Source organism: Aeromonas sp. R5-4 (assembly GCF_040908215.1).
GTDB lineage: Bacteria > Pseudomonadota > Gammaproteobacteria > Enterobacterales > Aeromonadaceae > Aeromonas > Aeromonas veronii.
Map to the genome: position 1 here is coordinate 41,847 of NZ_JBFODG010000003.1, position 24,209 is coordinate 66,055.

Genomic DNA, 24,209 nt, shown 5'->3' on the forward strand with positions numbered 1-24,209 from the left:
TGGCTGGCTGAAATTAGGCCGCACTGGCCACGCTTGCTGGCGCTGGCTTGGTCGCCTGCCACGCTGGCTGCGTTGCTCGGTGCTGGGCGTTGTAGCACTACTCCTGTTATTGCTGGCGCTGGATAGACTCTTCCCGCCGCCACCGCTCGACCCTGCCTACGCACGGGTGGTGCTCGACATGAAGGGGCGACCGCTGCGCGCCTTTGCCGATACCAGCGGCGTGTGGCGCTATCCCGTGACCCTGGAGCAGGTCTCCCCCCGCTATATCGAGGCGCTGCTGGGTTACGAGGATCGCTACTTCTGGCGTCATCCGGGGGTCAATCCGGTGGCCATGGTGCGCGGGGTCTGGCAGTGGCTGCGCTATGGGCGGGCTGTATCGGGCGGCTCGACCCTTACCATGCAGGTGGCGCGTCTTATCGAGCCCTACCACCGGAGCGTGCCCGGCAAGCTGCGCCAGATGGCGCGCGCGCTGCAGCTGGAGTGGCACTACGACAAGCGCACCCTGCTCACCGTCTACCTCAACCGGGCGCCGTTTGGCGGCAACCTGGAGGGGGTGCAGGCGGCAAGTTTTGCCTACCTTGGCAAGAGCGCCGCCAAGCTGACCTATGCCGAGGCGGCGCTGTTGGCGGTGTTGCCGCAGGCTCCCAGCCGCAACCGGCCGGACCGCCATCCCGAGCGGGCCCGCACCGCCCGTGACAAGGTGATGCAGCGACTTGTGGCGCAGGGCGTCTGGCCCGAGGCGGTGTGGTTGGAGGGACGTATCGAGCCGGTGCTGGCCCGCGGTCACTTCACGCCGATGGAGGCGCCGCTCTTTGCCCGTCTCGCCGCGGACAATCAGGCCGGGGCGCTGGTGCACACCACCATCGACGGCGATCTGCAGCGCTGGCTGGAGGGGCGGGTGGCGAGCTATATCCGTCGCTTCCCTGAGCAGACCTCAGCGGCGTTGCTCTTGGTAGATAACAAAACCATGGCGGTGCGCGCCTATGTGGGCAGCGCCGAGTATGGCAATTTGCGCCGTCACGGTTACCTCGACATGGTGCAGGCGATCCGCTCCCCCGGCTCGACCCTCAAGCCCTTTATCTACGGTCTGGCGATGGATGAGGGGCTGGTGCACTCGGCCTCCTTGCTTTCCGATGCACCGAGGCTGGGCTCGGATTACAGACCCGCCAACTTTTCCGGCGCCTTTCAGGGGCCGGTGACGCTCGCTCAGGCACTGCAGCAATCCCTCAACGTGCCGGCGGTGCAGGTGCTGGAGGCGCTCGGGCCCGACAAACTGGTCAGTCGCCTCGACAACGCCGGAGTGCGGCTGGCGCTCTCCGACAAACCCAATCCTGCCATCGCGCTGGGGGCGGCGGGGATCCGGCTGGAGCAGCTGGTGGCGCTCTACAGCGCGCTGACCCGGCAGGGGCAGGTGGCGATGCCGGTCTGGCTGGCGGGGCAGCAGGCGGTGTCGCGCCCCTTGCTGAGTCCGGGAGCTGCCTGGATCATCTGGCAAGTATTGAGCGCGCAGGGGCGGGCGGATCAGCCTTTTGCCAGCGAGGCGACCGGCAGGGTCAACAGGCTGGCCTGGAAGACCGGTACCAGCTACGGCTATCGCGACAGCTGGGCGATGGGGGTCTCCGGTCGCTGGACCATCGGCGTCTGGCTGGGGCGCCCCGACGGTACCCCTATGCCCGGTTTTTACGGCCAGAGCGCGGCGGTGCCGCTGCTGCTCTCTGTCTACTCGCGACTGGCTGACAACAGCCCCTTGCCGGTACAACCCAACACGGTGAGCGAGGCCGAAGTTTGCTGGCCGCTGGGGCGCAAGGCCAGCGCGACCTTGCCAGAGGCCTGTTTGCAGCGCCAGAGCGCCTGGTTGCTGGAAGAGCGCGATCCCCCCACCTTGCCGGACCCCATGGATTGGCCCTCGCCGCTGCGCCAAGTCGCACTGACCGCCGAGGGCAAACCGACCCTGGCACGCTGCCCCGATGCGGCGCAATCCGGTTTTCGGGCACTCTGGCCGTTGTCGTTGGAGCCTTGGCGGTCCCCCAGCGAGCGGCGGCAGTCGCTGCTCGCCAGCAGTTGTGCAGGGGAGGGGCAGAGCGCCGAGCTGCAGGCCCCTATTCGCATTGTGGCGCTGGGGGAGGGCAACCTTATCCGCAGCCAGCGCTATCGGTTGCAGCCCAAGGTGCTGGGCGGTGTCGGCAAGTCGGCCTGGTTTCTCAACGGCCAGCGACTGCGCTGGGACGGGGATCAGGTGCTGAGTGTGGCGGGTCGTTATCAGCTGGTGGTGGTGGATGAAGCGGGCAACAGCGATCGTATCGAGTTTCGCGTGGTGCATCCTGACAGTGATGCCGGCACCATCACCCGTTGAGCGTTTTGCCGACAGCCATTGAGGTGAATGTAATTAACTATTTGAAATGCATCAATATTTGATTGGATGAATTAATTTGTGAATAATTACGAGTTCATTCAAATCCAATCGGGAGTTCTCTTTTGCTGCGTGTTCTGTGTCCCTTGCTGGTGCTGATGAGTTCGGGTTGTGCCACAACCAATCATGGTGATCACCATGTTTCTCCTGAACGTACCGGGTTCTATTCACCTTTCGAACCAGCTTCCGAGAGTTTTGCGCGTTGCTATCAGAAACAGTTTGCCTGTACCCCTGCCAATATCCGCCGTGACAGGGCGATGGAGGCGCGCAGGCAGGCGCAAGAGCGGGCTAATCACCGGGGTGATGATTGGTAGGCCGCAGAAAACGAGAGGGGTTGGCAGATGCCAACCCCTTTTTCATTCCGCCAATTCAGCCCGGTTGGCGCAGATGACCGAGCCGGGTGAAGAAGTGCTGGCTCTTGCGCTGGTGAAAGTGGCTCTTTTTGATGGGATGGAAGATGAGGTTGCTTTCGGGATGGCTCGCTTTTAACTGGTGGAGCATGGCTACGGCGGGCAGGCTGGTGCTGACCAGGGTGGTGAGTGGCATGCTGAGGGTCTCGGGCCCGAGCAGTTGATTGAGCCCTTGCTGAGCCTGCTCAAAGCGGGTCAGGGCCGCTGGGTCGGCATAGCCGCTACCCAGCATGGCGAGCAGGTTGTCGATGGCCAGATGAAATTCGGCCAGCTGTTGGCGAAAGCCGCTGCGCCCGCGCAGGGCAATCAGCTCTGCAAACGGAATGTCGGCCAGGTGAGTGGGCACTTGCAACGGGATCTCGAGGTGGAAGCAATCCTGACCACCGCGATTGTGGTAGCGGGATTCGAGCAGGTGGAGCAGGCGGTCCAGATAGTCGTGATCGGTAATGAGCGCCCCGTCATTGGCGAGTGCCCACTCACGGGCAAGGCGCATGGAGATCAGGTTGGCAAAGCGCCGCGCCATTCTGATCCCACCCTCATCCCGGGTCGCAAAGCCGTGAGTCAGGCAAAAGCCGTGCAGTCGCTCCAGTCCCGCCTGATCCGGGCAAAAGCAGTCGTGGTTGGCCTCCTGACGCCAGCGACCAATCAGCTCCTTGTTGCCAAACACCTTGTGGCGGACGAAATCGGGGGCCACCAGGCCGCTTATCTGGCTCTCCAGTTGCGGGGTAATGGCGGCAAAGAAGGCTGCATCGGGCCGCTCGGCCAGCAGATCGGTCTGCTGTTGAAGGGTATCGAGCAGGGCGGTGAGACCGCTCTTTTCGCTGACGGTGAAGACAAAGGCGAGCCGCTCCAGATAGAGCAGGGCAAACTTGAGCCACAGTTCATCCCGCACTTCCATGCCGGGGTAGTAGATATAGGTCTTCATCGTATCGGTCTGTCGCCAGAAGTGGTGCCGGGGTGCAGGGTCGGGAATATACGCAAGATTGGCGCTGCACGGCAAACACTGCGTAGGGTAATGTGAGCAAACGCTCATCCAGTAGGCGCTGGCCACAAAGTTCTGATATAATTCGCGCCCTTAAATCAAGGTCACCCGAGTCATTACCATGAAGTTCATTATCAAGCTGTTCCCGGAAATCACCATCAAGAGCAAGTCGGTTCGCCAGCGCTTTATCAAGATCCTGCAGGGCAATATCCGCAACGTCCTGCGCCGCTTCGACGACGATGCCCGCGTACGGATGGATTGGGACAAGCTGATTGTGAGCTCCCGCAATGACCAGTTCCGCGAGCAGGCTATCGAAGCCCTGGCTTGCATCCCTGGCATTCAGGCTTTCCTCGAGGTTCAGGCCAGCAAGTTCACCGATCTGCACGACATCTTCGAGCAGGTGAAAGCCGTGTGGGGCGACCAGCTCAAGGGCAAAACCTTCTGCGTGCGCGCCAAGCGCCACGGCAAGCACGAGTTCTCCTCTCTCGAGATTGAGCGCTACGTGGGCGGTGGTTTGAACCAGCACTGCGAAAGCAATGGCGTGCGCCTCAAGAACCCGGATGTGAAGATCAACCTCGAGATCGACGGCGAAGAGCTCTTCATCGTCAGCGCCATTCATCAGGGCCTGAGCGGCATGCCCATCGCTACCCAGGAAGATGTGTTGAGCCTCATCTCCGGCGGTTTTGACTCCGGTGTGGCGTCGTTCCAGTTCATCAAGCGTGGCTGCCGGGTACACTACTGCTTCTTCAATCTGGGTGGTGCCGCTCACGAGATCGGCGTCAAGCAGGTAGCCTATCACCTGTGGAACCGCTTCGGTTCATCCCATCGGGTGCGTTTCACCGCAGTCGACTTCGAGCCGGTGGTCGCCGAGATCCTCGAGAAGATCGATAACGGTCAGATGGGGGTGGTGCTCAAGCGGATGATGATGCGCGCCGCCGCCAAGGTGGCTGACGAGTTCCAGATCCCGGCGCTGGTGACCGGCGAGTGCGTGGGCCAGGTCTCCAGCCAGACCCTCACCAACCTGAACGTCATCGACCGGGTGACCGACAAGGTGATCCTGCGCCCGCTTATCACCTGGGACAAGCCGGACATCATCAGTGAAGCCCGACGCATCGGCACCCTGGAGTTCGCCGAGACCATGCCGGAGTATTGCGGTGTCATCTCCAAAAAGCCGACCGTGAAGGCCGAGCTCTCCCGCATTGAAGAGGAAGAGGCCAATTTTGACTTCTCCATTCTGGACAAGGTGGTCTCCGAGGCCCGTTACCTCGATATCCGCCGTATCGGTGAAGAGACTGCTGCAGAAGTGCAAGAGGTGGAAACGACTCAGGTGCTGGGCGCTGACGAGGTGATCCTGGATATCCGCTCTACCGACGAACACGACGAGAAGCCGTTGCTGGTGGAAGGGCGTGAGGTCATGCATATCCCCTTCTTCAAGCTGGCTACCGCCTTTGGCGATCTGCCCAAGGAGAAGACCTACCTGCTCTACTGTGATCGCGGTGTGATGAGCAAGCTGCAGGCGCTTTACCTGAAAGAGAAGGGCTTTGACAACGTCAAGGTGTACCGCCCGTAAGCGTGCTTTTTACCTTCAATAAAAAAATCCGGCCAATGTGCCGGATTTTTTTATTTCACCAGTTTGTCATGCCCATCAGGGGCAGGGAACCGGGGTAAAGGAGTCCTGCCCCTGACAACGCCAGCCCATTTCCGCCTCCCGCATCTGCCACAGGTTGTTGCTGCGATATAGGGTCAGAATGTAGATCATGTCGCTCTTGCTGCCGTCGAGGGCGACCGAGAGCACCAGATCATTGTCCAGCTGCTGGGCATGGATGCGGCTGGGTATGTCACCATGACCGACGAATCGCAGAGCTACCTCACGGTAGTCATTAACCCAGTTTTGCTGTTGATGGCTTGCCTGGCGTATCTGCTGGTTGAACTGCTGCACCGGCGCCGAGGCCAGTCGTCCAAATACCACTTGTGCTTCGGCGTGGGCTGCCGTCACGTTCGCCAGGAGAAGGGTGGTAAGCATACCGATTTTGCGCATGAGAAGTTCCGGCTAACAACGACTGCTTCTATGACAACAGAAAAGCCTATTTGGTTCAACGCGCGGCCCACAGCGACATGATGACGCTGTGGGCCTGCTCTCAATTGCGTTGCAGGGAGAAGGTGGGCAGCGACAGATGCCAGTAGATAGCAGCTACTCGCAGGCCAAACACGGCCGTCATGCAGATGAGCATGGCCGTTACCCTGTCCATGTTGGCCTCCAGCGCCAGGGTATAGAGAATGCCGCCAAGGATACAGGCGGTGGCATAGATCTCTTTTTGCAGCACCATGGGGACCTCCCGCGCCAGTACATCGCGGATCATGCCACCGGCTACTCCGGTCATGGTGCCCATGATCACGGCAATCAGCCCTGGGGTGCCGAAATTGAGGGCCTTCTGGGCACCGATCACGGTAAAGAGGGCCAGTCCGAAGGCATCCGCCACCGGCAGTACATACCAAGGCATTCTGCGGGGCAGTTTGACCATCCACATACCGATCAGCGCCGTCGCAATGACGACCCAGATATAGAGGGGATCGCGCACCCAGAACACGGGGGTGGCTCCCAGGATCATGTCACGGATGGTGCCGCCGCCGATGGCAGTGACCGCCGCCAAAACCATGACGCCAAACCCGTCCATTCTGAGTCGGCCAGCCACCAATACCCCTGAAAACGCGAATACCGCAGTACCAAACATGTCGCTGATGTAAACAATCTGCTCAACCAGTGTCTGCATGGAGAACAACTCACGCCAAATTGTTGATGGGGCCGCGATTTTAGGGGCTGGTGAGCCCAATCGCCAACTGTGCTCGACAAAAATGAGAGTCTACAGCGGTTTTTTCTTGCGGCATGAACCGGGTGAGTCTGGTGGATGCGCGCTGGCCCCAGCCGTTGGCGGGGGGGGGGCAGGAGCTTGTTCCAGTCGTCTCTGGTTGCCCGATTTTTTCCTTAAGTTTCCCCCCGACCCGCCGATATATAAGGTAAGCGGCGTTAATGCGATGAAGCGTTGAAAAAAATGCTAAAGACATCCAAAAACGGGCCGTTAAATAAGACGCATCGGGCACGGAAAATAATAAAGCCTGAGCAAATAGAAGAGTAAATTTAATAGCTTAGGAGAATAGTCATGGGCCTTTATATCAACACTAACGTTTCATCACTCAACGCGCAGCGTAACCTGATGAATACGACCAAATCACTGGATACTTCCTACACTCGACTGGCATCTGGCTTGCGTATCAACAGCGCTAAAGATGATGCTGCGGGTCTGCAAATCGCCAACCGTTTGACGTCTCAGGTGAACGGTTTGAATCAGGGTAACCGCAACGCCAACGATGGTATTTCGGTAGCGCAAACTGCGGAAGGTGCAATGGATGAGGTGACCTCCATGCTGCAGCGTATGCGTACCCTGGCTCAGCAATCAGCCAACGGCTCCAACAACACTGATGACCGTACCGCGTTGCAGCAAGAGTATGACCAGCTGATGACCGAAATTGATCGTGTTGCAAAAGATACCACATTCGGTGGTAAGCAATTGCTTAACGGTGGTTATGTCGGCTCTTTCCAGGTTGGTGCTGATGCTGCTCAAACCATTACTTTCAGAATGACCACTGCGTTTACCATTGCAGGTATGGCTTCGGCAGCCAAGGGCAATGCAACAATCTCTGCCGGTTCAACTGGTAGCAAAGAGCCTTTCAAAGTAACGGCCTCAACCAGCGCAGTGACTGTGGCAAACATGAATAGCATCAAGTTGGCGAGTTCGGCCCAGTCTGCTATGGCCAACCTCGACTACATGATTAAAGTTGTAGACAGCAAGCGAGCTGAATTGGGTGCAGTGCAGAACCGGTTTGATTCAACCATTCGCAACCAGGCGAACGTCTCAGAAAACGTCAGTGCCGCGCGTTCACGGATCCGCGATGCAGATTTCGCGACCGAGACCGCCAACTTGACCAAGCAGAACATTCTGCAGCAAGCCGCATCGACCATTCTGTCTCAGGCAAACCAGCGCCCGCAGTCTGCACTGTCACTGTTGCAAGGCTAACAAAAGAAATCAGGGCGGTTGTTCAGGCCGCCCTGGTCAAGAGATGGAACAAAGGGGTGTTCGGGTCGCACTCTGTTCTATCGGGAGAGATATAATCTCTACTAGTAATGCCAAGTGTTGTCCAGCTGTTCAGTTCTGTCACGCTTGGTCATATTCTCCTGAGCATATGCTCATCTTTAGGCCGGTTTACCGGCCTCTTTTTATTGTGTCGCCAAATTGACGCCACTCTATCAGTTCAAAGCATGAACCGTGCCAACGCATCTTATCCCGTAAACGAGGTCATCATCAGCGGTGATTTGCATGGTGATGCTGCTCAATTGATGTTCTGTTGCCGCTTGCCGGAGAAAACTTGCCGCTTTAGGCAACAATTTTCCTAAAGCTTGTATCTGCGCTGCCGTTAAATAAAGTGAAGCAATCGAGGGGTGTTCGGAATCCAACGTTTGCACTACTGCGGGTGGCCTGTTCGTTCAAACAGACACCCGCCAGAAGAGATAGGCATGTTCAACCTGCTCTTCAAACGGTGGGACGTCGTGTTGTTTAGACGACGCAACCTGCAGTCGCATGTTCTTCGGGAGAATATTTTATGGCCATGTATATCAACACCAACATTTCATCATTGAACGCCCAGCGTAACTTGATGAATACCAACAAGTCTCTGGATACCTCCTATACCAGATTGGCATCCGGTCTTCGCATCAACACCGCCAAAGACGATGCTGCTGGCTTGCAGATTTCCAACCGTTTGACTTCACAGGTTAACGGCTTGAACCAGGGTAACCGCAACGCAAACGATGGTATTTCTGTAGCCCAGACCGCAGAAGGGGCCATGGATGAAATAACCTCCATGTTGCAGCGGATGCGGACTCTGGCGCAGCAATCAGCCAACGGTTCCAACAATACGGATGACCGCGTTGCATTGCAGCAAGAGTATGATCAACTGACAACCGAGATCGATCGCATCTCCAGTGATACCACGTTCGGTGGTCAGAAGTTGCTGGACGGTAAATATAAGGGCTCATTCCAGGTCGGTGCGGATGCTACCCAGACCATTACCTTCAAGATGACCAGTGCCTTTACCATTAGCGGTATTGCTGGCGCATCAAAAGGCAGTGCCACCATCGCCGCCGGTTCTACTGGTAGTAAAGAGCCGTACAAGGTAACCGCTGCGACAACTGCTGTAACTGTTGCCAACATGAACAGTATCAAAACAGCCAGTGGTGCCCAGTCTGCTATGGCCAACCTCGACTACATGATCAAGGCGGTTGATAGCAAACGTGCAGAGCTTGGTGCGGTCCAAAACCGTTTCGACTCGACCATTCGCAACCAGTCCAACGTGTCCGAGAACTTGAGTGCAGCACGTTCGCGTATCCGTGATGCGGACTTTGCGACAGAAACCGCCAACCTGACCAAGCAGAACATCCTGCAGCAGGCTGCTTCAAGTATCCTGGCGCAAGCTAACCAAAGACCGCAATCTGCGCTGTCCCTGTTGGGTTAACGGGTAGTGATGAGATAGAAAAGGAGCGACGATATGGCCAATGACATTGGAATTCCCTCATCGGTCACTCCTTCTTCTCTTCAGTCAAGTAGCAAGAGCGGCCAATCGGCCGCTCAAGTGCTATCTGGCATGGCGGAAGAGCAGCGGGTGATGACACAGGATGTGGAAAAACAACAAGAGGAGCGAGCCAAAGAGAAGGTTCGCAAATCCGATGTCTCAGATAAGGATATTGAAAAAGAGGTACAAAACTTGCAGGAGTTCAGCAAGTTGCAGGGATGGACCGTCAACTTCAGCGTCGAAAAGGATCTCGAGCAAGTTGTTATCAAGGTGATGGACGCCAATACCAAGTCAATGATCCGTCAGATCCCAAGTGAAGAGTTGCTGGCTATCAGCAAGCGGCTCAAGGATCTGCGTGAAGTTGATGTTATAGGTGGTGGCTCAAGAGTCGGATTATTGCTTGATAAAGAGATTTAATACGCAAGTTTTACGAGGAGAGTGAGAATGGCCACGATTACGTCTGCTGGTGCGGGTTCACAGCTGGACTTGGAGTCTGTCATTGCCGCGAGCGTCAATGCCAAGAAGGCGCAACTGATGCAGCCCATCACCACCAAAAAGACCAATGCCCAGATCACTCTCTCCGGGGTTGGACAGTTGAAGTCGGCCATCGCCTCTTTTGTGACGACACTTCAGGCCATGTCCAAAGATGATGCGTTCAACAAACGCTCGATTAATATTACCCAGGACAAGGACAAACCCGTTCTCAAGGTGGAGAGCAAGGCGGGGGCTTCCAACGGGCAATATGATATCAGCGTCGAACAATTGGCGAAGACCAGTAAATTTGACGGTACTTTCGACTCATCGACGACTCCCCTTATCACTGAGGATGGGAAGCTGACCTTCAAGGCTGGTGACAAGACCTTCGATGTCGATGTGAAAGCAGGGGATTCACTACAGTCCATCCGTAAACGCATCAACAATGACGCCGACAATTTCGGTTTGAGCGTCAATATAGTCAATACCTCCGATGGTAAATCCAAGCTGATGATCGATTCCGGGGTAAGCGGCAGCGGCAAGGACCTGCAGATCACTGGCAGTACTACCGACCTGACCGATAATCTCGTATCCAAACTGACCAAGCGCCAAGATGCTCAAGATGCCAAGATCACCGTTGATGGAAATACTCTGACCAGTTCATCCAATACCTTCGATGGCACCATTGTCGGACTTAAACTGACCGTGTTGCGGGAGTCGGATAGCACAACCTCTACCGATGCCAGCGGTAATCCGGTCAAGACCTACAGCTCTAACAAGGTTGACGTGACCACCGACAAGGCTGGCATAAAGGACATGGTCAAAAGTTTTGTCGATGGTTACAACGCGCTGGTGAAGAAGAGCAATGAGCTCGGCAAGCGTAATACGATCGTTGAAGGGAAGAGCAAGAATGATGGTGGGGCTCTGGCGGGCGATGCAACGACGCGTGCTGTAGTCAATATGATGAATGGCATCATCACCGAGCCTTCGAAAAACTCCTCTACTTATAAAACGATTTTTCAGATGGGCATAAAGATGGATAACAAAGGGGTATTGTCTATCGACGATACCAAGTTCAACGAGGCCATCGACAAGAATTTCGATCAGGTAGTGGCAGTTTTTGGCGGTAAGGATGGGATCGCCGGTCAGCTGGCCAGCCAGCTGGAAACCTACTCCAAGACCGGTGGTTTGTTGGCGAAACGGGAAGACTCTTTGAATTCCGATCTGCGCGAAGTGGGTCGTAAGGAGTCAGATGTTGCCACTCAGCTGACCAAGTATGAAGAGACCTTGCGGGCCCGTTACGGAAGTCTGGATGCTATGTTGGCCAAGATGAATAAATCTGCCTCATATTTAAGTATGCTAAATACAAACAATAGTTAATGTGAAGTCATGAGTGGTGTTTCATATGTATCATAAAAATATAAAGGCCTATACCACCCAGAATCTGCAATCCGAATTGGCAGTAGCCGATCCTTACCGCGTGATTCAACTTTTGATGCAAGGTTGCCTGGAGCGCTTGGCTCAGGCTCGTGGTGCTATCGAACGTCGAGATTTTGAGCAAAAATCCCACTCTATCTCTAAAGCAATGGCCATTATCAACGGGCTGCAAGATTCACTTGATCTCTCTTATGGTAAGGTTCCCGAAGACCTTTCTGCGCTTTATGAGTACATGAAAGCTAGGATGATGGATGCCAGCCGTGATATGGATATCACAGCTGTCGATGAGGTTATGAATCTGATGCTGACAGTTAAAAGCGGTTGGGATGCTATTCCTGTCGAGGAGCGAGATAAGGCGTTGGCTCAACAAAAAGTGGGCGGAACCGAATGAGCAATAACCGTTTGCCAGAATTAATCGCAGTAGGTCAAGAGTTACTGACCTTGTTCGAACAGGAGGATGTGCAAACGGCTGAACAGTTGATCGACCATTATCTCATTCTCCTTGATGCTGTTTTCCAGAATATCCCTCCACATGTGGTTCTTGACATGGATCACCAACAAGCATTGGTGCAGTTTCAAACGCTACATGAGCTGATAGAACATGCAAAGAATCAGACAGAAGCAGCTTTGTGGAAATTTTCAAAAGCAGGTCGAGCATCTGATATGTACAAGCTGAACGCAGGTTAGGCATACATGGATATTAAACAAGAAATTACAAATATCGAGAGTGAACTTGTTCGCCTTGAGAGGCAAAAGCAACAGGAAATTGCTATGTTGGAGGTATTGCCTGTTCGTTTTGCAATGAACATGGATGCCTTTAAAAAATTCATGCCAAGTATATATGATTTTTTTGAATCATATCAACCAGTACGGCCATTCCGTTTTTTTTGCAATGAAAATGGCATCCCTAATATATTGTGGCTTGATGAGCAAGTTTCGTTATACGGTGACAATCCATTCGCAGATACTGAATCACAAATTGATGAAGTAATTGAACAAAGTATTTTGCAATGTATTGATTTTGCACCACAATGGTATTTTGATGATCAAATACATATAAAATATAACAACGAAATATCCAAGCTTAAACAACAATCAACGCTCGAAGGGTTATCACTCAAGAGTGCACTATCAATGGATATCCCATTATCCTTGATGTATGGAATAGGTTTGGGTTATCAACTTGGCTATTTATACGAGCGATGCAAAGTAAAGAATCTGTTCGCTTTCGAACCAGATCTTGATATGTTTTATGCATCTTTATATTGTTTTGACTGGTGCTCTTTGCTGGATTATATGGAGCAAGAGTCATTAAGCTTACATTTATTTATAGGGGTTGACGAAAAATTATTAGCAGCCGATATGATGGAAGCGCTTCATCGTAAAGGTGCATTCTGGTCTGCAGCATATTTCTCATTCTGCCATTATCATTCGCCAAAGTTGCATTCGCTTATTAACCAGGTTGAAAATGAGTTCTATCTGCTGCGTACGGGGTGGGGTTTTTTTGATGATAATGTCTTTGCTCTAGCTCATAGCCATACTCATCTGCAAGATGGCACACCATTTCTTCTGCGCCAACGTGATACGTCTTCATCTGAGGCTATACCTGTATTTGTTGTTGGCAATGGGCCATCGTTAGATCAGAGCATTGATTTTATTCGAGATCATCAACGTCAGGCTATTATCATTGCCTGTGGCACTGCAGTCAGTGCACTTTATAAAGCTGGGATCAAGCCAGATATTTATGTTGCTGTTGAGCGTACCAAAAGTTCAGCAGATTTTTTGCATATTCTGGATGCAGGGGAGTTTCTCAAGGATAGTGTTTTTTTAAGCGTGGATGTGATTCATCCTGAGTGTAAGACGTTTTTCCGTAAAACCGGGTTGGCATTCAAACCAAATGAACCTATGTATAAACTGCTGACTACTAATTTTGGTGAACAGTTTGAGTTTGAATCAATCGAGTATTCAAATCCATTTGTTGGAAATACCGGTCTTAATTACGCAGCGTTGCTTGGCTTTAAGGATATCTATCTGTTTGGGATTGACAATGGGTATAAGTTTGCTGATAAGCATCATTCTAGTTTGAGCCTTTATTATAATGAAAAGCAGGAGGCAAAATACCATCAGGATCTGAACGAGACATTTCCAGCTCGTGGTAACTTTGGTGGTGAAGTCCGTATCAATCATTTATTTGGTCTCTCTATTCACAATATGGTTCAGGTTTTGGAAAATAATCCTGAAATACGTTGTGTCAATAGTAGTGATGGTGCTTATGTTGCTGGTGCCGAACCTCGTCGGGTTGAGCATCTCAACCCCACTTGGCCAGATTTTAATAAGCGAGCCTTCATTGATGATTTGCTATCACGTTGTTTCAAACCATTTAATGTAGCCAGTATTGATTTCCAATCTGCCATTAATGTGCCGTTTTTTAATGATGTAGTTAATAAACTGCTTGATGATTGGAAAGCAGTTCCTCGTGAACGCAACGCAATTCAATCGATGATGCAACGCCATCATGATTATCTGCTGTATTTGTTCATGAGTCGTGATAGCCATCTTTACCGTGTATTGATAGGATCAATAAATTATTTCTATGCCAATATCATCAGTTTGATGATGGCTCATATCAATGATTCTGATGATGCGCTGACAGAAAATTTGAATGCTATAATCACTATATTGGAACAGTTTTTTACTGATGCCAAACATATTTATGCTAGCGCATTGGAAAGACATGACACTGCCTATTTTATAGGCCTCAATATATTTAAGTAGCAGCCTATTATAACGTGTATCTATTGTCACGTTATACACGTTGTGTTCTAAAGAAATTATCAGTCATTATTTAGAAACCTTAGCCCCAAACGTGACATGCGTTTGGGGTGTTATTGCGAGCAAGCTTGTTTATCATGCTCGCATATGAGATTCCCTTCGTTTCACCCGCTCAGCATTATTATTTCTCTGGCGTTGTAAGAAGAGTTGCAAACTCAACTTCAAGCCAGTCTGCCAATCCCAGCCAGTCATGGCGCTCCTGGCAAGCCAGCAGGGCACTCACTATGGTCACGGCATCGCCTTGGTGCTCCGGAGGTAGAGCATGCAATGCCTGCTCTACCAGAGCCGGTAGCTGCAGCGCACTTTCAACATGAAGGCCAAGGCGAAAATGGTGTGCCAGTGCAATGCACTGCTCTGTGATGGTCATGGCATCAGCTCCGGATGATAGTCACAACCGAGCAGGGCCGCACCGTCGCGGCTGCTGTTCCAGAATTTGACTTCTGGGTGGCTTGCCATATAGCGCTCAAGCTCGATCTGATAGGTGGTGAAATTGGGGTTGGTGCTGACGCGCTGACCATGGCCATCCAGTACCCAGCTGAGGGCTTGGCTGGCAACAGGACCCAAAGCACCATCATCCCAGCCGGTATGGGTCTGGCCACCGGGGAAGGCGAAGTCACAGCCGAGCAGAATGATCTCTCGACAACCCATCTTGACGGCGAGATCGACGGTGGGATGGATCACGCTGCCTCCTTGATGGAGTAACCCTTTGGGATGAGTGTGACGAAGTTGTTCATACACGGGGCTGATGGAGTAGGCGGTAAAACGCGGTCCTTGCCAACTTGCGAGCGTCTCATGGGGTACCATGGGGGCATATACCAGAGGAACCGAAGTCAGCCCCTGGCTGGCCAGTCGATCCGGAGTCAGAGCGTCGTCGATAGTTACGACCAGATCCACACTGATGCCGTATTGTCGCAGAGGGGCGAGCGCAGTATCGACACAGAGTACCTTCCACTCTGGATGTTGCTGCAACAAGCCAGCAAGGCGAGGGAGATGGTGTTGCAGGCTGGGACCGCTGGCGATGACCAGTGCAATAGCATCCGGGTGTGAGCCAAAAAGTGTGGCAACATCGCCATCTTCACCCACAAGTGGCAGATTCTCGGTCAGTCGCCCGGTAATGCGTGGCAAGTCGGGGACGAAGCGTTGCTTGGTGTAAGTCGCCATCACTTCGCTCACCAGTCGACCACGAATGCGGCAGGCCGCATCTTCGGCCAGCTCCAGTTCGCTGGGGAGGGCGAAGAAGGGGAGGACAATCTCCTGTTCATCGGCCGCGAGGCTCAGCTCTACCCGGGGGTCTTGCAGCCACTCGTCGTGCTCGAGCAAGGCCAGCACCAGAGTGAAGAGATTGTGGTGCATGATATGGACATGGAGGGTTTCTAACCGGGGGCGTGTCAGCAACACCTTCTGCAGATCGCCGAGTCCGGTGCCATAAAGGTGCAGCACGGGTACATCGGGAAGAGTTGCCGCTTGCAGTTCGGCCTCTTTCACCCGGTCGTGCCGGCTGGTGAGCTGGATGCCATTGACCAGCAGTGTGCTGCTGAGGCCTTCACACAACTCCACCTGCAGATCGCCCAGCTGTGCCACCGTGAGGTGGGCTGCTAGCCGTGGCCAACGCTGTTCGATTATCGCCAGATGGTGGCGCAGCAGCTCTTCATTCATCTTTTGCAATCCACTCCCAGTTGAGAGGCTGATTGGCAGCCATGTCTCGGTTGACCCGCTTGCCGATGAGCCGATCGTAATCGGCCGGGGGCAGGCCGAGGGCAGGGCGCACCGATTTGATGTGTTCTGCGGTGAGCAAATCTCCGGCTGCAATATCCCTGACCAGATAGAGGGAGCGGCGAAACGCACGGTTACCCTGTTCACTGGCGGTGAGCTGGTAATCGGCCACCCCGAGGGCGGCATGGGCGGTATTGACCGAGGTTACCAGCTCGGTGAGCTCGGCCGGCTCCATGGAGAAGGCGCAATCCGGCCCGCCGTCGGCGCGGGCCAGGGTGAAGTGTTTCTCGATGAGGGTCGCCCCAAGCGCAGTGGCGGCGATGGCCGTGGCCGATCCCAGAGTGTGATCAGAGAGCCCCACCTCGACCCCGAAGCGTTGGCGCAACATAGGGATGGTACGCAGGTTGTATTCGGCCGCCGGCGCCGGATAGCCGCTGACACAGTGCAGCAGTGCCAGCTGGCCGTTGCCATGCTTGAGCGCCATCTCGACCGCTGCGGCGATCTCGGCCTCGTTCGCCATGCCGGTGGACATGATGAGCGGCTTGCCGGTCTGGGCGGCGTAGCGGATGAGGGGCAAGTCCACCAGCTCGAAGGAGGCGATCTTGTAGGCCGGGCAGTCGAGGGATTCCAGCAGATCCACCGCGCTGAAGTCGAACGGACTGCTAAAGACCGTCAGCCCCAGCTCGCGCCCCTTTGCAAACAGCGCCTGGTGCCACTCCCACGGGGTGTGCGCCCACTCATAAAGATCGTAGAGGCTGTGGCCATCCCACAAACCGCCGTGGATCTGAAATTCCGGTCGATCACTTTTGAGGGTGATGGTATCCGGGCGGTAGGTTTGCAGCTTGACAGCGCTGGCACCCGCTGCTTTGGCTGCGGTCATGATGGCCAGGGCGCGGTCCAGATTGCCATTGTGGTTGGCCGACAGTTCGGCAATCACATAGGGGGCCTGTTCCTGGTTGATGGGGCGATGATCGATCTGCATCTGTGTTCAGATTCCTGTGCCAAGTTGCCAGCCTTGCAGCGCCGGCTGCCAGGGGGCAGGGGGCGCCATCTGCGGTGGCTCGGCAAGATAGAGGGGAGATTGGGAGAAAATTGTTTGCAAGCGATGTGCCAGCTCTTGCCACTCCGCTGGTTGAAGTGGCCGGGCTGCCTGCCATGTCAGATGCTGACCGTCCAGAGTCAAGGTGAGCAGCAGTTGGTCATCATGGCGTAGTTGCCACTGTTGGCCATCTGGTAACAGCTGATAATCGGGTTGTGGTAGCAGCCAAGCGGTGAGGCGATCCAGCCCCAGCCCGTCAACCTGTTGTTGACCGCGGCGGCGATAGTCATCTGCCTGCCATTCAAGGCGTTGCAGGGCCTGCATCAGCCGCTCAGGCTCGGCCAGCTCGCTCAGCGTGAGTCGTTCGGCCAACTGGAAGCGGGCGATCACCTCGTCGTTGAACTGCTGGTTGTCGACGATGGGGACTGCCAGGGTCGGCAGGCCGAGGCAGGCTCGCTCCCAGGTCATGCCGCCCGCAGCGCCAATGGCGAAGTCGTGTCGGCTCATCAGGTCGGCCATCTGGTCGCTCTGACGCAGCAGGGTGAGCGGCAGATCGGGCAGTTCGGCAACCCTTTGTTGCAGCTCGGGCCAGAAAGGATTTGCCCCACCGGCTACCAGAGTCCAGCTGACGGTTTTAGCCCATGGCAGTCGAGCCAGCGTGTTGAGGGTGATGAGGCAGGCGCCGGCGGGATCGGCGCCGCCAAAGCAGACAAGGCCCCGTTGCCACTGACTGGCGTGTGGCCGCGCCAGCTGGCGATAGGCAGGGCGCAACAGGGCATAGCCGGTGCCCAGCAGCAGCCGACAGTCGGCAGAGACGAGTGACTGGTAATCGGCTGTGCTGCGAAGTGGCCCCTGATCCAGCAGCAACTGACCATGATGAGGGCGATCGGCCAGATCGTCGATCACCAGCAACTGACCACAGTGACTTGCCAGTGTCTGCTCGATTTGCCGATCAATCTGGTAGTGATCACACACCAGCCATTCCGGGCGCAAGGTGGGCAAGGGGCCTGCATCGTCCAGATCACAGAGAGCGTGATGCTGGTGGGAGTGCAGCAGTGGCAACAGGTGCATAGGTAGCTGATGGCAGAGGAAGTGGCACTCGGCGCCAGTCGTTTTCAGCCGATCGGCGATGGCCAGACAGCGCATCAGATGACCCAGCCCAATCTCGGTGCCGGCGTCGAGCCGGAAGGCAACCTTAAACGTCATCTTGGGCCAGCACTTGATAGAGCAGTTCGGCCAGGTGCCAATCTTCCGGCGTGTCGATATCGACCACCCTGTGCCGCGGCAGTATGTGGCCAATCCCTTCTCCCCCCACCGGGCTGATCCCTCCCAACCAGGCCGCGCGGCTGCCCCAGTAGAACTGGCCGGCATCCTGATAGGCAGGCTCCAGATCCTGAGAGCGTTTCGCCATCTGTTCTGGCCAGAAGGGGGTGACCCGGCCCTGCTCATCCATGCGCACGGCGCGCTGGATAGGGAAGCCGAATTCGGCCACGGTGTAGACAAATGGAGCATTACTTGCGATCAGCCGCTGATGGGCGGCCTTCAAGTCATCGGCTTGAATAAGCGGGACAGTGGCATAGATGCAGCAGTAGTGCTCTGCCTGGATGCCGAGCTGGTCGAGCCGCTGGATGGTGTCGATCACCACAGGGGTGGTACCTGTGTGATCATCGGCGAGGTTGGCTGGCCGCAGAAATGGTACTTCCGCGCCCAGTTGACGAGCAACTTCGGCAATCTCCTCATCATCGGTGGAGACCATCACCTTGCTGAAACAGCTCGATTGTTGCGCCGCCTGGATGGCATAGGCGAGCATGGGCTGGCCACAGAAGGGACGGATATTCTTGCGTGGAATGCGTTTGCTGCCACCTCGGGCCGGGATAATGGCGATGGCCATGATGGGTTCTCTCTGCTGGATTAATGACTGGCCAAAGCCAGGATAATCGATGACAACTCTTTGATTATTTTTGATATTATACTGGTTTTTCTCCTTGTATTATCGATTTTTGCTACGGAATGGCAGCAGTGTGGTCGATAAGAGAGACAGGTCATGAAAAGTGGATGGCGTTTAAGATGAGCTATGGCGTTGAGTTACGCCCGATAGAGCCGTGGGATCTTCCTGCCTTGCGACGTTGGCGCAATAAGGATGAGGTGCGAATTCAGATGGTATCCCAGACGCGTATCTCACCACGGCAACAGCGCCAATGGTTCGCCGCCACCCGTGAGCGACAGGATCAGCAGCACTGGGTGCTCTGGTGCAAGGGCGTGCGAGCGGGCTACGTCAATCTGAAAGGTGAGTGCCAGGGCGAGCTGCAGGGTCAGGCGATCGCCGATGCGGGGCTCTATCTTGGCAACTCAAGCGTGCGGCATCCCATGCTGGCTGTCGCTGCTGCCTTATCTCAGCTTGATCAGGGTTTTGACGAGTTGCACATCGGTTGTATCCGCACCCTGGTTCGGGAGAACAATCGCTCTGCCCTGCGCTTGAATGAACAACTGGGTTACCGCCAAGTTGGGCAAGAGAATGGATTTTTTGCATTGGAACTGCTGCCGGCGAATTATTATGCCGCACGTGAGCGGCTACGGAGATTTTTCAGATGACAATCGCATTGGAACAGGTTTTTGCCGAGGCGCTGGGTCTCGATATCGGCAGCGTCAGCGATGGGCTGGCCTACAACAGTATCCCGCAGTGGGATTCTGTCGCCCACATGGGGCTGATTGCCCAGTTGGAGGATAACTACGGCGTGCTGCTCGACACCGATGACATTATCGACATGAGTTCGGTCGGCAAGGCGCGCGAGATCCTGGCCAAGTACGGGGTCGCTTTCTGATGCAGGGGCTGTTGCAGGGCAAGCGGGTGTTGATCACCGGTGCCGGGCGTGGCATCGGTCTTGCCATCGCCCGCCAGTTTGCCTCTCAGGGGGCTAAACTGTGGCTGGGAGGCCGTGATGAGGTGACCATGAGCCAGCTGGCAATCGCGCTCGGTTCCGAGTTCGGGGTGCCCTGCCAGCCTCTCTGTTTTGATGTGGCTGAGCCGGTGGCGGTCAAGCAAGCCTTTCAGCAGCTTTTTACCCAGAGCCGATCGCTGGACGTGCTGGTCAACAATGCCGGCATGCTGGAAGAGGCGTTATTGGGGATGGCGAACCAGGCCCATCTGGAGAAGACGTTTAGTAGCAATACCTTTAGCGTGATCTACTGCAGCCAGTATGCCGCGCGCCTGATGCAACGCAGCGGTGGCGGCAGCATCATCAATCTTGCCTCCCTGATGGGGCTGGTGGGGGCTGCCGGACTCAGCTGCTATGCCGGCAGCAAGGCGGCGGTGATCGGTATTACCCAGTCACTGGCCAAGGAGCTGTCCGCCAGCCAGATCCGGGTCAATGCCATTGCCCCCGGTTTTATCGATACCGATATGGCGCATGCCATCCCGGAAGAGAAGTTTGCCGAGCGGGTGGCCAGCATCGCGATGGGACGGATTGGCACGCCAGATGAAGTGGCCAAAGTGGCCCTGTTTCTCGCGTCCGACTTGTCGAGCTATGTGACCGGGCAGGTGATTGGGGTCGATGGGGGAATGGTGATTTGAGCCAGCCTGATTTGTTGACGCATCTGGTTGAAAACAATGAGGAGCCCGCCTGGCGAGACCCGCAAGAGGGGTGGCTCAGTTATGGTGAGCTGGCTCGGCGTGTGGCGCAGTTGGCCACCACCTATCCTGCTGGCCGCCATTTGGTCTACCTGCCATTTGTGACATCAACCCGGCATCTGCTGCACTACTTGCTGGCCCTGCGTGATGGCCACGCCATCATGCTGGCCGATCCTGCTCAGGATGCCCAGTTGCACCGTGAACAGTGCCAGCGCTTTGGTGTCAGCCTGCAGGTATTGGAGGATGGGGCGGTTGCGTATCTTGGCGATGCGCCCTCACTTCACCCTGAACTGGCCATGCTGCTGCCGACATCGGGCAGTACCGGCTCCTGCAAATGGGTGCGATTGTCGAGAGCCAATCTTGATGCCAATGCCGCGGCTATCGCCGAATATCTGGCGCTGAACGGGGGGGAACGAGCCATCACCTCGTTGCCACTGTTTTACTCCTTCGGTATGTCGGTGCTTAACAGCCATCTTTTGGCTGGCGCCTCTCTGGTGTCATGCACTGCCAGTCCCCTTGAGCGCCAATTCTGGGATGAGGTCAATCGCCATCAGGTCACCAGCGTGGCGGGGGTGCCGTTTACCTTTCAGATGCTAAACCGCTTGCGTTTTGACTGGGCGCGTTATCCCAGCCTGATGACTCTGACCCAGGCCGGAGGGCGGCTTGAGCCGGCACTGGCAAAGCAATTTGCCGAGCAGGCAACTGCGCTGGGACGCCGTTTTTTCGTGATGTATGGTCAGACCGAAGCGGCGCCGCGCATCGCCTGGTTAGCGCACGATGAAGTAATGATTGCCCCGGATGCTATCGGCCGTGCCGTGCCGGGCGGGCTTCTTTATCTGCGTCATGAGCCCGGCTTTCCCGACGGGGAAGGGGAGTTAGTCTACCAAGGGCCAAACGTGATGCTGGGCTATGCGGAGCTCCCTGAAGATCTGGCTCGGGGGCGTGATATGGATGCGCTCTTTACTGGCGATCTGGCTCGTTGTGATGAGGCGGGGCGCTTCTATCTGACTGGGCGACTCAACCGTTTCCTGAAGCTGTTTGGCAAACGAGTGAGTTTAGCTGAAGTGGAAACCTGGTTGCTGGGGAGGGGCTATTCCTGCGCTGCGACCGGCCGCGATGATCGCCTGTTGGTAGCCATCGAGGCAGATGCGTGCCCCAGTGACGCACTGCAGCTGCAGCTGGCCCGCTGGCTGATGGTGCCGCCATCAAGCGTGCGTATCTACCAACATCATTTGCCACGACGCAGCAATATGAAGATTGATTATCCGGCCCTGTTAACACAACTGGAGCAGCTATGAACAGGCTGTTTGATGCGCCGGTTTTCGGGCTACCCCAACGTGAAAAAAGTGGGCTGCTCCTTGCTCGTCTGAATGAATTGACGCAGCGGCATGGGCAGGGGTGTCCAGCTTTTGCCAATATTCTGTCGGCGTTTGGCTGGGGTCAGGCTTCGACCTATCAAGAGCTTCCCTATCTGGCCGCCCGCCTGTTCAAATTGGCCCAATGGCAGAGCGTGCCGCAAGAAGAGGTATTCAAGGTGCTCACCTCGTCGGGCACCACGGGGACGCCGTCACGCATTGTGCTGGACAGGGAGACCGCCGCCCTGCAGAGCAAGGTGCTGGTGAAAATCTTGCAAGAGTTTGTCGGCAAGCAACGGCTGCCCATGCTGCTGGTGGAGCAACCAGCTCTTATCCAAAACCGCAGCGGTTTTTCAGCCCGCGGCGCCGGTGCGCTTGGGCTCTCCTTCCTTGGCCGAGACCATACCTATGCCCTCGATGAGCAGATGCGGCCCAACTGGCCGGTCATCGAGGCGTTTTGTGACAAATATGCAGGCCAGCCGGTCCTGTTGTTCGGCTTTACCTTCATGGTCTGGCAATGTTTGCTGGAGCCGCTGCGTGAGCGCGGTCTGCAACTGCCGTTGACGCAGGGCACGCTTTTTCACAGTGGTGGCTGGAAGAAGCTGCAGCACCTAGCGGTGGACAATCCTGCCTTCAAGGCCCGCTGCCGCGAACAGCTGGGGCTGAGTCGGGTCCACAACTTCTATGGCATGGTGGAGCAGGTGGGGTCGGTGTTTGTCGAGTGCGAGCAGGGCCATCTGCATGCGCCTCTCTTTGCTGAGCTGCTGGTGCGGGATCCGCTGACCCATCGACCGCTCGGGGTCGGCCAACCCGGCTTGTTGCAGGTGATCTCTGCCATTCCCCAAAGTTATCCAGGCCACAGCCTGCTGACCGAGGATCTCGGCGTGCTGCTGGGGGAGGATGATTGCCCCTGCGGCCGTCGTGGCCGTTATTTCCATGTATCAGGACGTCAGCAAGGCGCCGAGGTGAGGGGATGCAGCGACACTTTCCAGTGAGCCGATCAGATGTAGAAGATGTCATGTGGCAAGCGGGGCCAGAGGTCGCTTTCGTGGCTCCCGTCAGCGGTTGGCAAGGTTTTGTCATTCGCCCGTTGCCAAGCTTTGCGCCCGTCATCTGCGACTTTGTGGCTGCGCTCTCTGCACGTCTGCAGCAGGAGGGGCGAGAGAACCCGGATCTGGCCGCCTTTGGTTTTTGGTTGCGGCCACGCCAGATTGAGTTACAGCGCAAACGCATGGCAGGGCGCGCACCCTTGGGGATGGTTTTTCATCTGGTACCCTCCAACGTGCCGACCGTCGCGTTCTACTCCTGGATCATGGCGCTACTGATGGGCAATGGGTCCGTGGTACGTCTCTCATCGCGCATCGACCCGGTGCAAGAGGCCATGCTGGCCATCCTGAACGAGCTTTTCTCTCTGCCCGAGTGGCAAGAGATTGCCTCGCGTACCCGTTTTATCCGGTATGACCATGACGAACGCGTCACCGCCTGGCTGTCGGCCCGGTGCCGCCTTCGCATCATTTGGGGCGGTGATGAAACCATCAGCCGGGTACGGGCTATTCCGCTCTCACCCCGCGCTCAGGAAATCGTGTTTCCGGATCGCCGCTCCATGGCGGTGTTGGATAGCCAATGGCTCGCTAACCTGGATGCTGCTGCGTGGCGGCAAGTGGTCGCGGCTTTGCAACAAGACTTTACCCGTTTCAATCAACAAGCCTGCGCCTCACCCACCACCATTTGCTGGTTGGGCTCTCCCGATAGTGCGTTGCACCGTCGTCTGCTCGAAGGGATCTTCGTCCCATTTGCAGATAATCCCTCCCTGATGATGGAACGCCTTATCAATAGTCAACAAAATGCCACCCATGATGGCCAGATGCAGCTGGAGAACTTTGCTGGCGTCACCTTATTGACTCCCACCGCCTCTTTGCGGCTTGCACACATCGGAGGAGGTACAGTTGCCGAATTTGTTGCCGATACCCTTGATGAGTTGCTGTTACAGCCTTGGGATATGCAGACCTGTGTCTGGGTTGGGCCAGATAAAACGCGGCTTGAGTGTGCGCTACAGCTGTCACCTTGCTGCCGTATCGATAGGGTGGCAAGTCCGGGACAGGCGCTGGCATTCGAATGGCTCTGGGACGGCATCGACATGCTGGTGGCCTGCAGCCGTCAGCTTGAGCGTATTGAATAGTGGATTCCATGTCACATAAATCAAGTCATATCAATGAATTAGCTTGGTCAGGCACGGCTCTTGCAGTAAATATTGACATGAAGGGCAGGAAGGGTTGACAGAGACCGTGCGGTAGCCTTGTCCAT

23 protein-coding genes are annotated in these 24,209 nt (G+C 55.6%); 15 read left to right on the top strand and 8 right to left on the bottom strand.

Features of this window, described 5'->3' with window-relative positions:
• Positions 1 to 7 precede the first annotated feature (7 nt).
• A complete protein-coding gene (gene pbpC / locus AB5Y83_RS01950; RefSeq protein ID WP_368174659.1) occupies positions 8 to 2,353 on the top strand; it encodes a penicillin-binding protein 1C in 2,346 nt (781 codons plus the stop codon).
• Between the two features lie 426 nt (positions 2,354 to 2,779).
• Here pbpC and AB5Y83_RS01955 read toward each other — a convergent pair whose 3' ends face one another.
• Positions 2,780 to 3,745 carry a hypothetical protein gene (locus AB5Y83_RS01955; RefSeq protein WP_368174605.1) on the bottom strand — a complete coding sequence of 322 codons (966 nt, stop codon included), beginning with the start codon at positions 3,743 to 3,745 and terminating at the stop codon, positions 2,780 to 2,782.
• Positions 3,746 to 3,923: 178 nt separating this feature from the next.
• Here AB5Y83_RS01955 and thiI point away from each other — a divergent pair, with 178 nt between their 5' ends.
• On the top strand, positions 3,924 to 5,372 hold the full coding sequence (gene thiI / locus AB5Y83_RS01960; protein ID WP_368174606.1) for a tRNA uracil 4-sulfurtransferase ThiI: 1,449 nt from the start codon (positions 3,924 to 3,926) through the stop codon (positions 5,370 to 5,372).
• 75 nt (positions 5,373 to 5,447) lie between these two features.
• Here thiI and AB5Y83_RS01965 read toward each other — a convergent pair whose 3' ends face one another.
• Both AB5Y83_RS01965 and AB5Y83_RS01970 read right to left on the bottom strand, forming a co-directional pair.
• Positions 5,448 to 5,840 carry a hypothetical protein gene (locus AB5Y83_RS01965; protein ID WP_150996485.1) on the bottom strand — a complete coding sequence of 131 codons (393 nt, stop codon included), beginning with the start codon at positions 5,838 to 5,840 and terminating at the stop codon, positions 5,448 to 5,450.
• A gap of 100 nt (positions 5,841 to 5,940) precedes the next feature.
• On the bottom strand, positions 5,941 to 6,573 hold the full coding sequence (locus AB5Y83_RS01970) for a trimeric intracellular cation channel family protein (RefSeq protein ID WP_005333975.1): 633 nt from the start codon (positions 6,571 to 6,573) through the stop codon (positions 5,941 to 5,943).
• A gap of 387 nt (positions 6,574 to 6,960) precedes the next feature.
• Here AB5Y83_RS01970 and flaA point away from each other — a divergent pair, with 387 nt between their 5' ends.
• The 7 genes from flaA to AB5Y83_RS02005 all read left to right on the top strand — a co-directional run bounded on the left by flaA (position 6,961) and on the right by AB5Y83_RS02005 (position 14,113).
• Positions 6,961 to 7,875, top strand: coding sequence for a flagellin A (gene flaA / locus AB5Y83_RS01975; protein WP_019446043.1), 915 nt, complete (start codon positions 6,961 to 6,963; stop codon positions 7,873 to 7,875).
• 583 nt (positions 7,876 to 8,458) lie between these two features.
• Complete coding sequence (flaB, locus tag AB5Y83_RS01980) at positions 8,459 to 9,370, top strand: flagellin B (protein ID WP_019446042.1); 912 nt, start codon at positions 8,459 to 8,461, stop codon at positions 9,368 to 9,370.
• 33 nt (positions 9,371 to 9,403) lie between these two features.
• Positions 9,404 to 9,844, top strand: a complete 441-nt coding sequence (locus tag AB5Y83_RS01985; protein WP_019446041.1) for a flagellar protein FlaG — start codon at positions 9,404 to 9,406, stop codon at positions 9,842 to 9,844.
• A 27-nt stretch (positions 9,845 to 9,871) separates the two neighbouring features.
• Positions 9,872 to 11,281: a flagellar filament capping protein FliD gene (gene fliD / locus AB5Y83_RS01990; RefSeq protein ID WP_019446040.1), complete on the top strand. Its 1,410-nt coding sequence runs from the start codon at positions 9,872 to 9,874 to the stop codon at positions 11,279 to 11,281.
• Between the two features lie 25 nt (positions 11,282 to 11,306).
• Positions 11,307 to 11,729, top strand: coding sequence for a flagellar export chaperone FliS (gene fliS, locus AB5Y83_RS01995; RefSeq protein WP_368174607.1), 423 nt, complete (start codon positions 11,307 to 11,309; stop codon positions 11,727 to 11,729).
• On the top strand, positions 11,726 to 12,025 hold the full coding sequence (locus AB5Y83_RS02000; protein ID WP_368174608.1) for a hypothetical protein: 300 nt from the start codon (positions 11,726 to 11,728) through the stop codon (positions 12,023 to 12,025). Before fliS ends, AB5Y83_RS02000 begins: the two co-directional genes overlap by 4 nt.
• A gap of 6 nt (positions 12,026 to 12,031) precedes the next feature.
• The gene (locus AB5Y83_RS02005; RefSeq protein ID WP_368174609.1) at positions 12,032 to 14,113 is read left to right on the top strand and encodes a 6-hydroxymethylpterin diphosphokinase MptE-like protein; all 2,082 of its coding nucleotides are present in this window, start codon (positions 12,032 to 12,034) and stop codon (positions 14,111 to 14,113) included.
• A gap of 178 nt (positions 14,114 to 14,291) precedes the next feature.
• Here the strand turns inward: AB5Y83_RS02005 and AB5Y83_RS02010 are convergent, their stop codons facing one another.
• From AB5Y83_RS02010 to pseF, 5 genes are read right to left on the bottom strand one after another with little or no spacing between them, the layout of a single operon-like run.
• On the bottom strand, positions 14,292 to 14,537 hold the full coding sequence (locus AB5Y83_RS02010; protein WP_021230845.1) for a hypothetical protein: 246 nt from the start codon (positions 14,535 to 14,537) through the stop codon (positions 14,292 to 14,294).
• Positions 14,534 to 15,826: a motility associated factor glycosyltransferase family protein gene (locus tag AB5Y83_RS02015; RefSeq protein ID WP_021230846.1), complete on the bottom strand. Its 1,293-nt coding sequence runs from the start codon at positions 15,824 to 15,826 to the stop codon at positions 14,534 to 14,536. The genes AB5Y83_RS02010 and AB5Y83_RS02015 overlap by 4 nt, the downstream gene beginning before the upstream one ends.
• On the bottom strand, positions 15,819 to 16,865 hold the full coding sequence (pseI, locus tag AB5Y83_RS02020) for a pseudaminic acid synthase (RefSeq protein WP_021230847.1): 1,047 nt from the start codon (positions 16,863 to 16,865) through the stop codon (positions 15,819 to 15,821). The genes AB5Y83_RS02015 and pseI overlap by 8 nt, the downstream gene beginning before the upstream one ends.
• Positions 16,866 to 16,871: 6 nt before the next feature.
• Positions 16,872 to 18,128 carry a UDP-2,4-diacetamido-2,4,6-trideoxy-beta-L-altropyranose hydrolase gene (gene pseG / locus AB5Y83_RS02025; RefSeq protein WP_368174610.1) on the bottom strand — a complete coding sequence of 419 codons (1,257 nt, stop codon included), beginning with the start codon at positions 18,126 to 18,128 and terminating at the stop codon, positions 16,872 to 16,874.
• On the bottom strand, positions 18,118 to 18,813 hold the full coding sequence (gene pseF, locus AB5Y83_RS02030; protein WP_279487465.1) for a pseudaminic acid cytidylyltransferase: 696 nt from the start codon (positions 18,811 to 18,813) through the stop codon (positions 18,118 to 18,120). Before pseF ends, pseG begins: the two co-directional genes overlap by 11 nt.
• Before the next feature lie 164 nt (positions 18,814 to 18,977).
• Here pseF and AB5Y83_RS02035 point away from each other — a divergent pair, with 164 nt between their 5' ends.
• Genes AB5Y83_RS02035 through AB5Y83_RS02060 form a run of 6 tightly spaced genes read left to right on the top strand, consistent with a single transcriptional unit; the run spans position 18,978 to position 24,084 of the window.
• A complete protein-coding gene (locus AB5Y83_RS02035; protein ID WP_368174611.1) occupies positions 18,978 to 19,514 on the top strand; it encodes a GNAT family N-acetyltransferase in 537 nt (178 codons plus the stop codon).
• Positions 19,511 to 19,744, top strand: a complete 234-nt coding sequence (locus AB5Y83_RS02040; RefSeq protein ID WP_021230851.1) for an acyl carrier protein — start codon at positions 19,511 to 19,513, stop codon at positions 19,742 to 19,744. Before AB5Y83_RS02035 ends, AB5Y83_RS02040 begins: the two co-directional genes overlap by 4 nt.
• Entirely contained in the window at positions 19,744 to 20,493 is a 750-nt protein-coding gene (locus tag AB5Y83_RS02045; RefSeq protein ID WP_368174612.1) for an SDR family NAD(P)-dependent oxidoreductase, read from the top strand. The genes AB5Y83_RS02040 and AB5Y83_RS02045 overlap by 1 nt, the downstream gene beginning before the upstream one ends.
• Positions 20,490 to 21,848 carry an AMP-binding protein gene (locus AB5Y83_RS02050; RefSeq protein WP_127007601.1) on the top strand — a complete coding sequence of 453 codons (1,359 nt, stop codon included), beginning with the start codon at positions 20,490 to 20,492 and terminating at the stop codon, positions 21,846 to 21,848. Before AB5Y83_RS02045 ends, AB5Y83_RS02050 begins: the two co-directional genes overlap by 4 nt.
• A complete protein-coding gene (locus AB5Y83_RS02055; protein WP_368174613.1) occupies positions 21,845 to 22,900 on the top strand; it encodes an acyl-protein synthetase in 1,056 nt (351 codons plus the stop codon). The genes AB5Y83_RS02050 and AB5Y83_RS02055 overlap by 4 nt, the downstream gene beginning before the upstream one ends.
• Positions 22,879 to 24,084, top strand: a complete 1,206-nt coding sequence (locus AB5Y83_RS02060) for an acyl-CoA reductase (RefSeq protein ID WP_368174614.1) — start codon at positions 22,879 to 22,881, stop codon at positions 24,082 to 24,084. Before AB5Y83_RS02055 ends, AB5Y83_RS02060 begins: the two co-directional genes overlap by 22 nt.
• Positions 24,085 to 24,209: the final 125 nt, after the last annotated feature.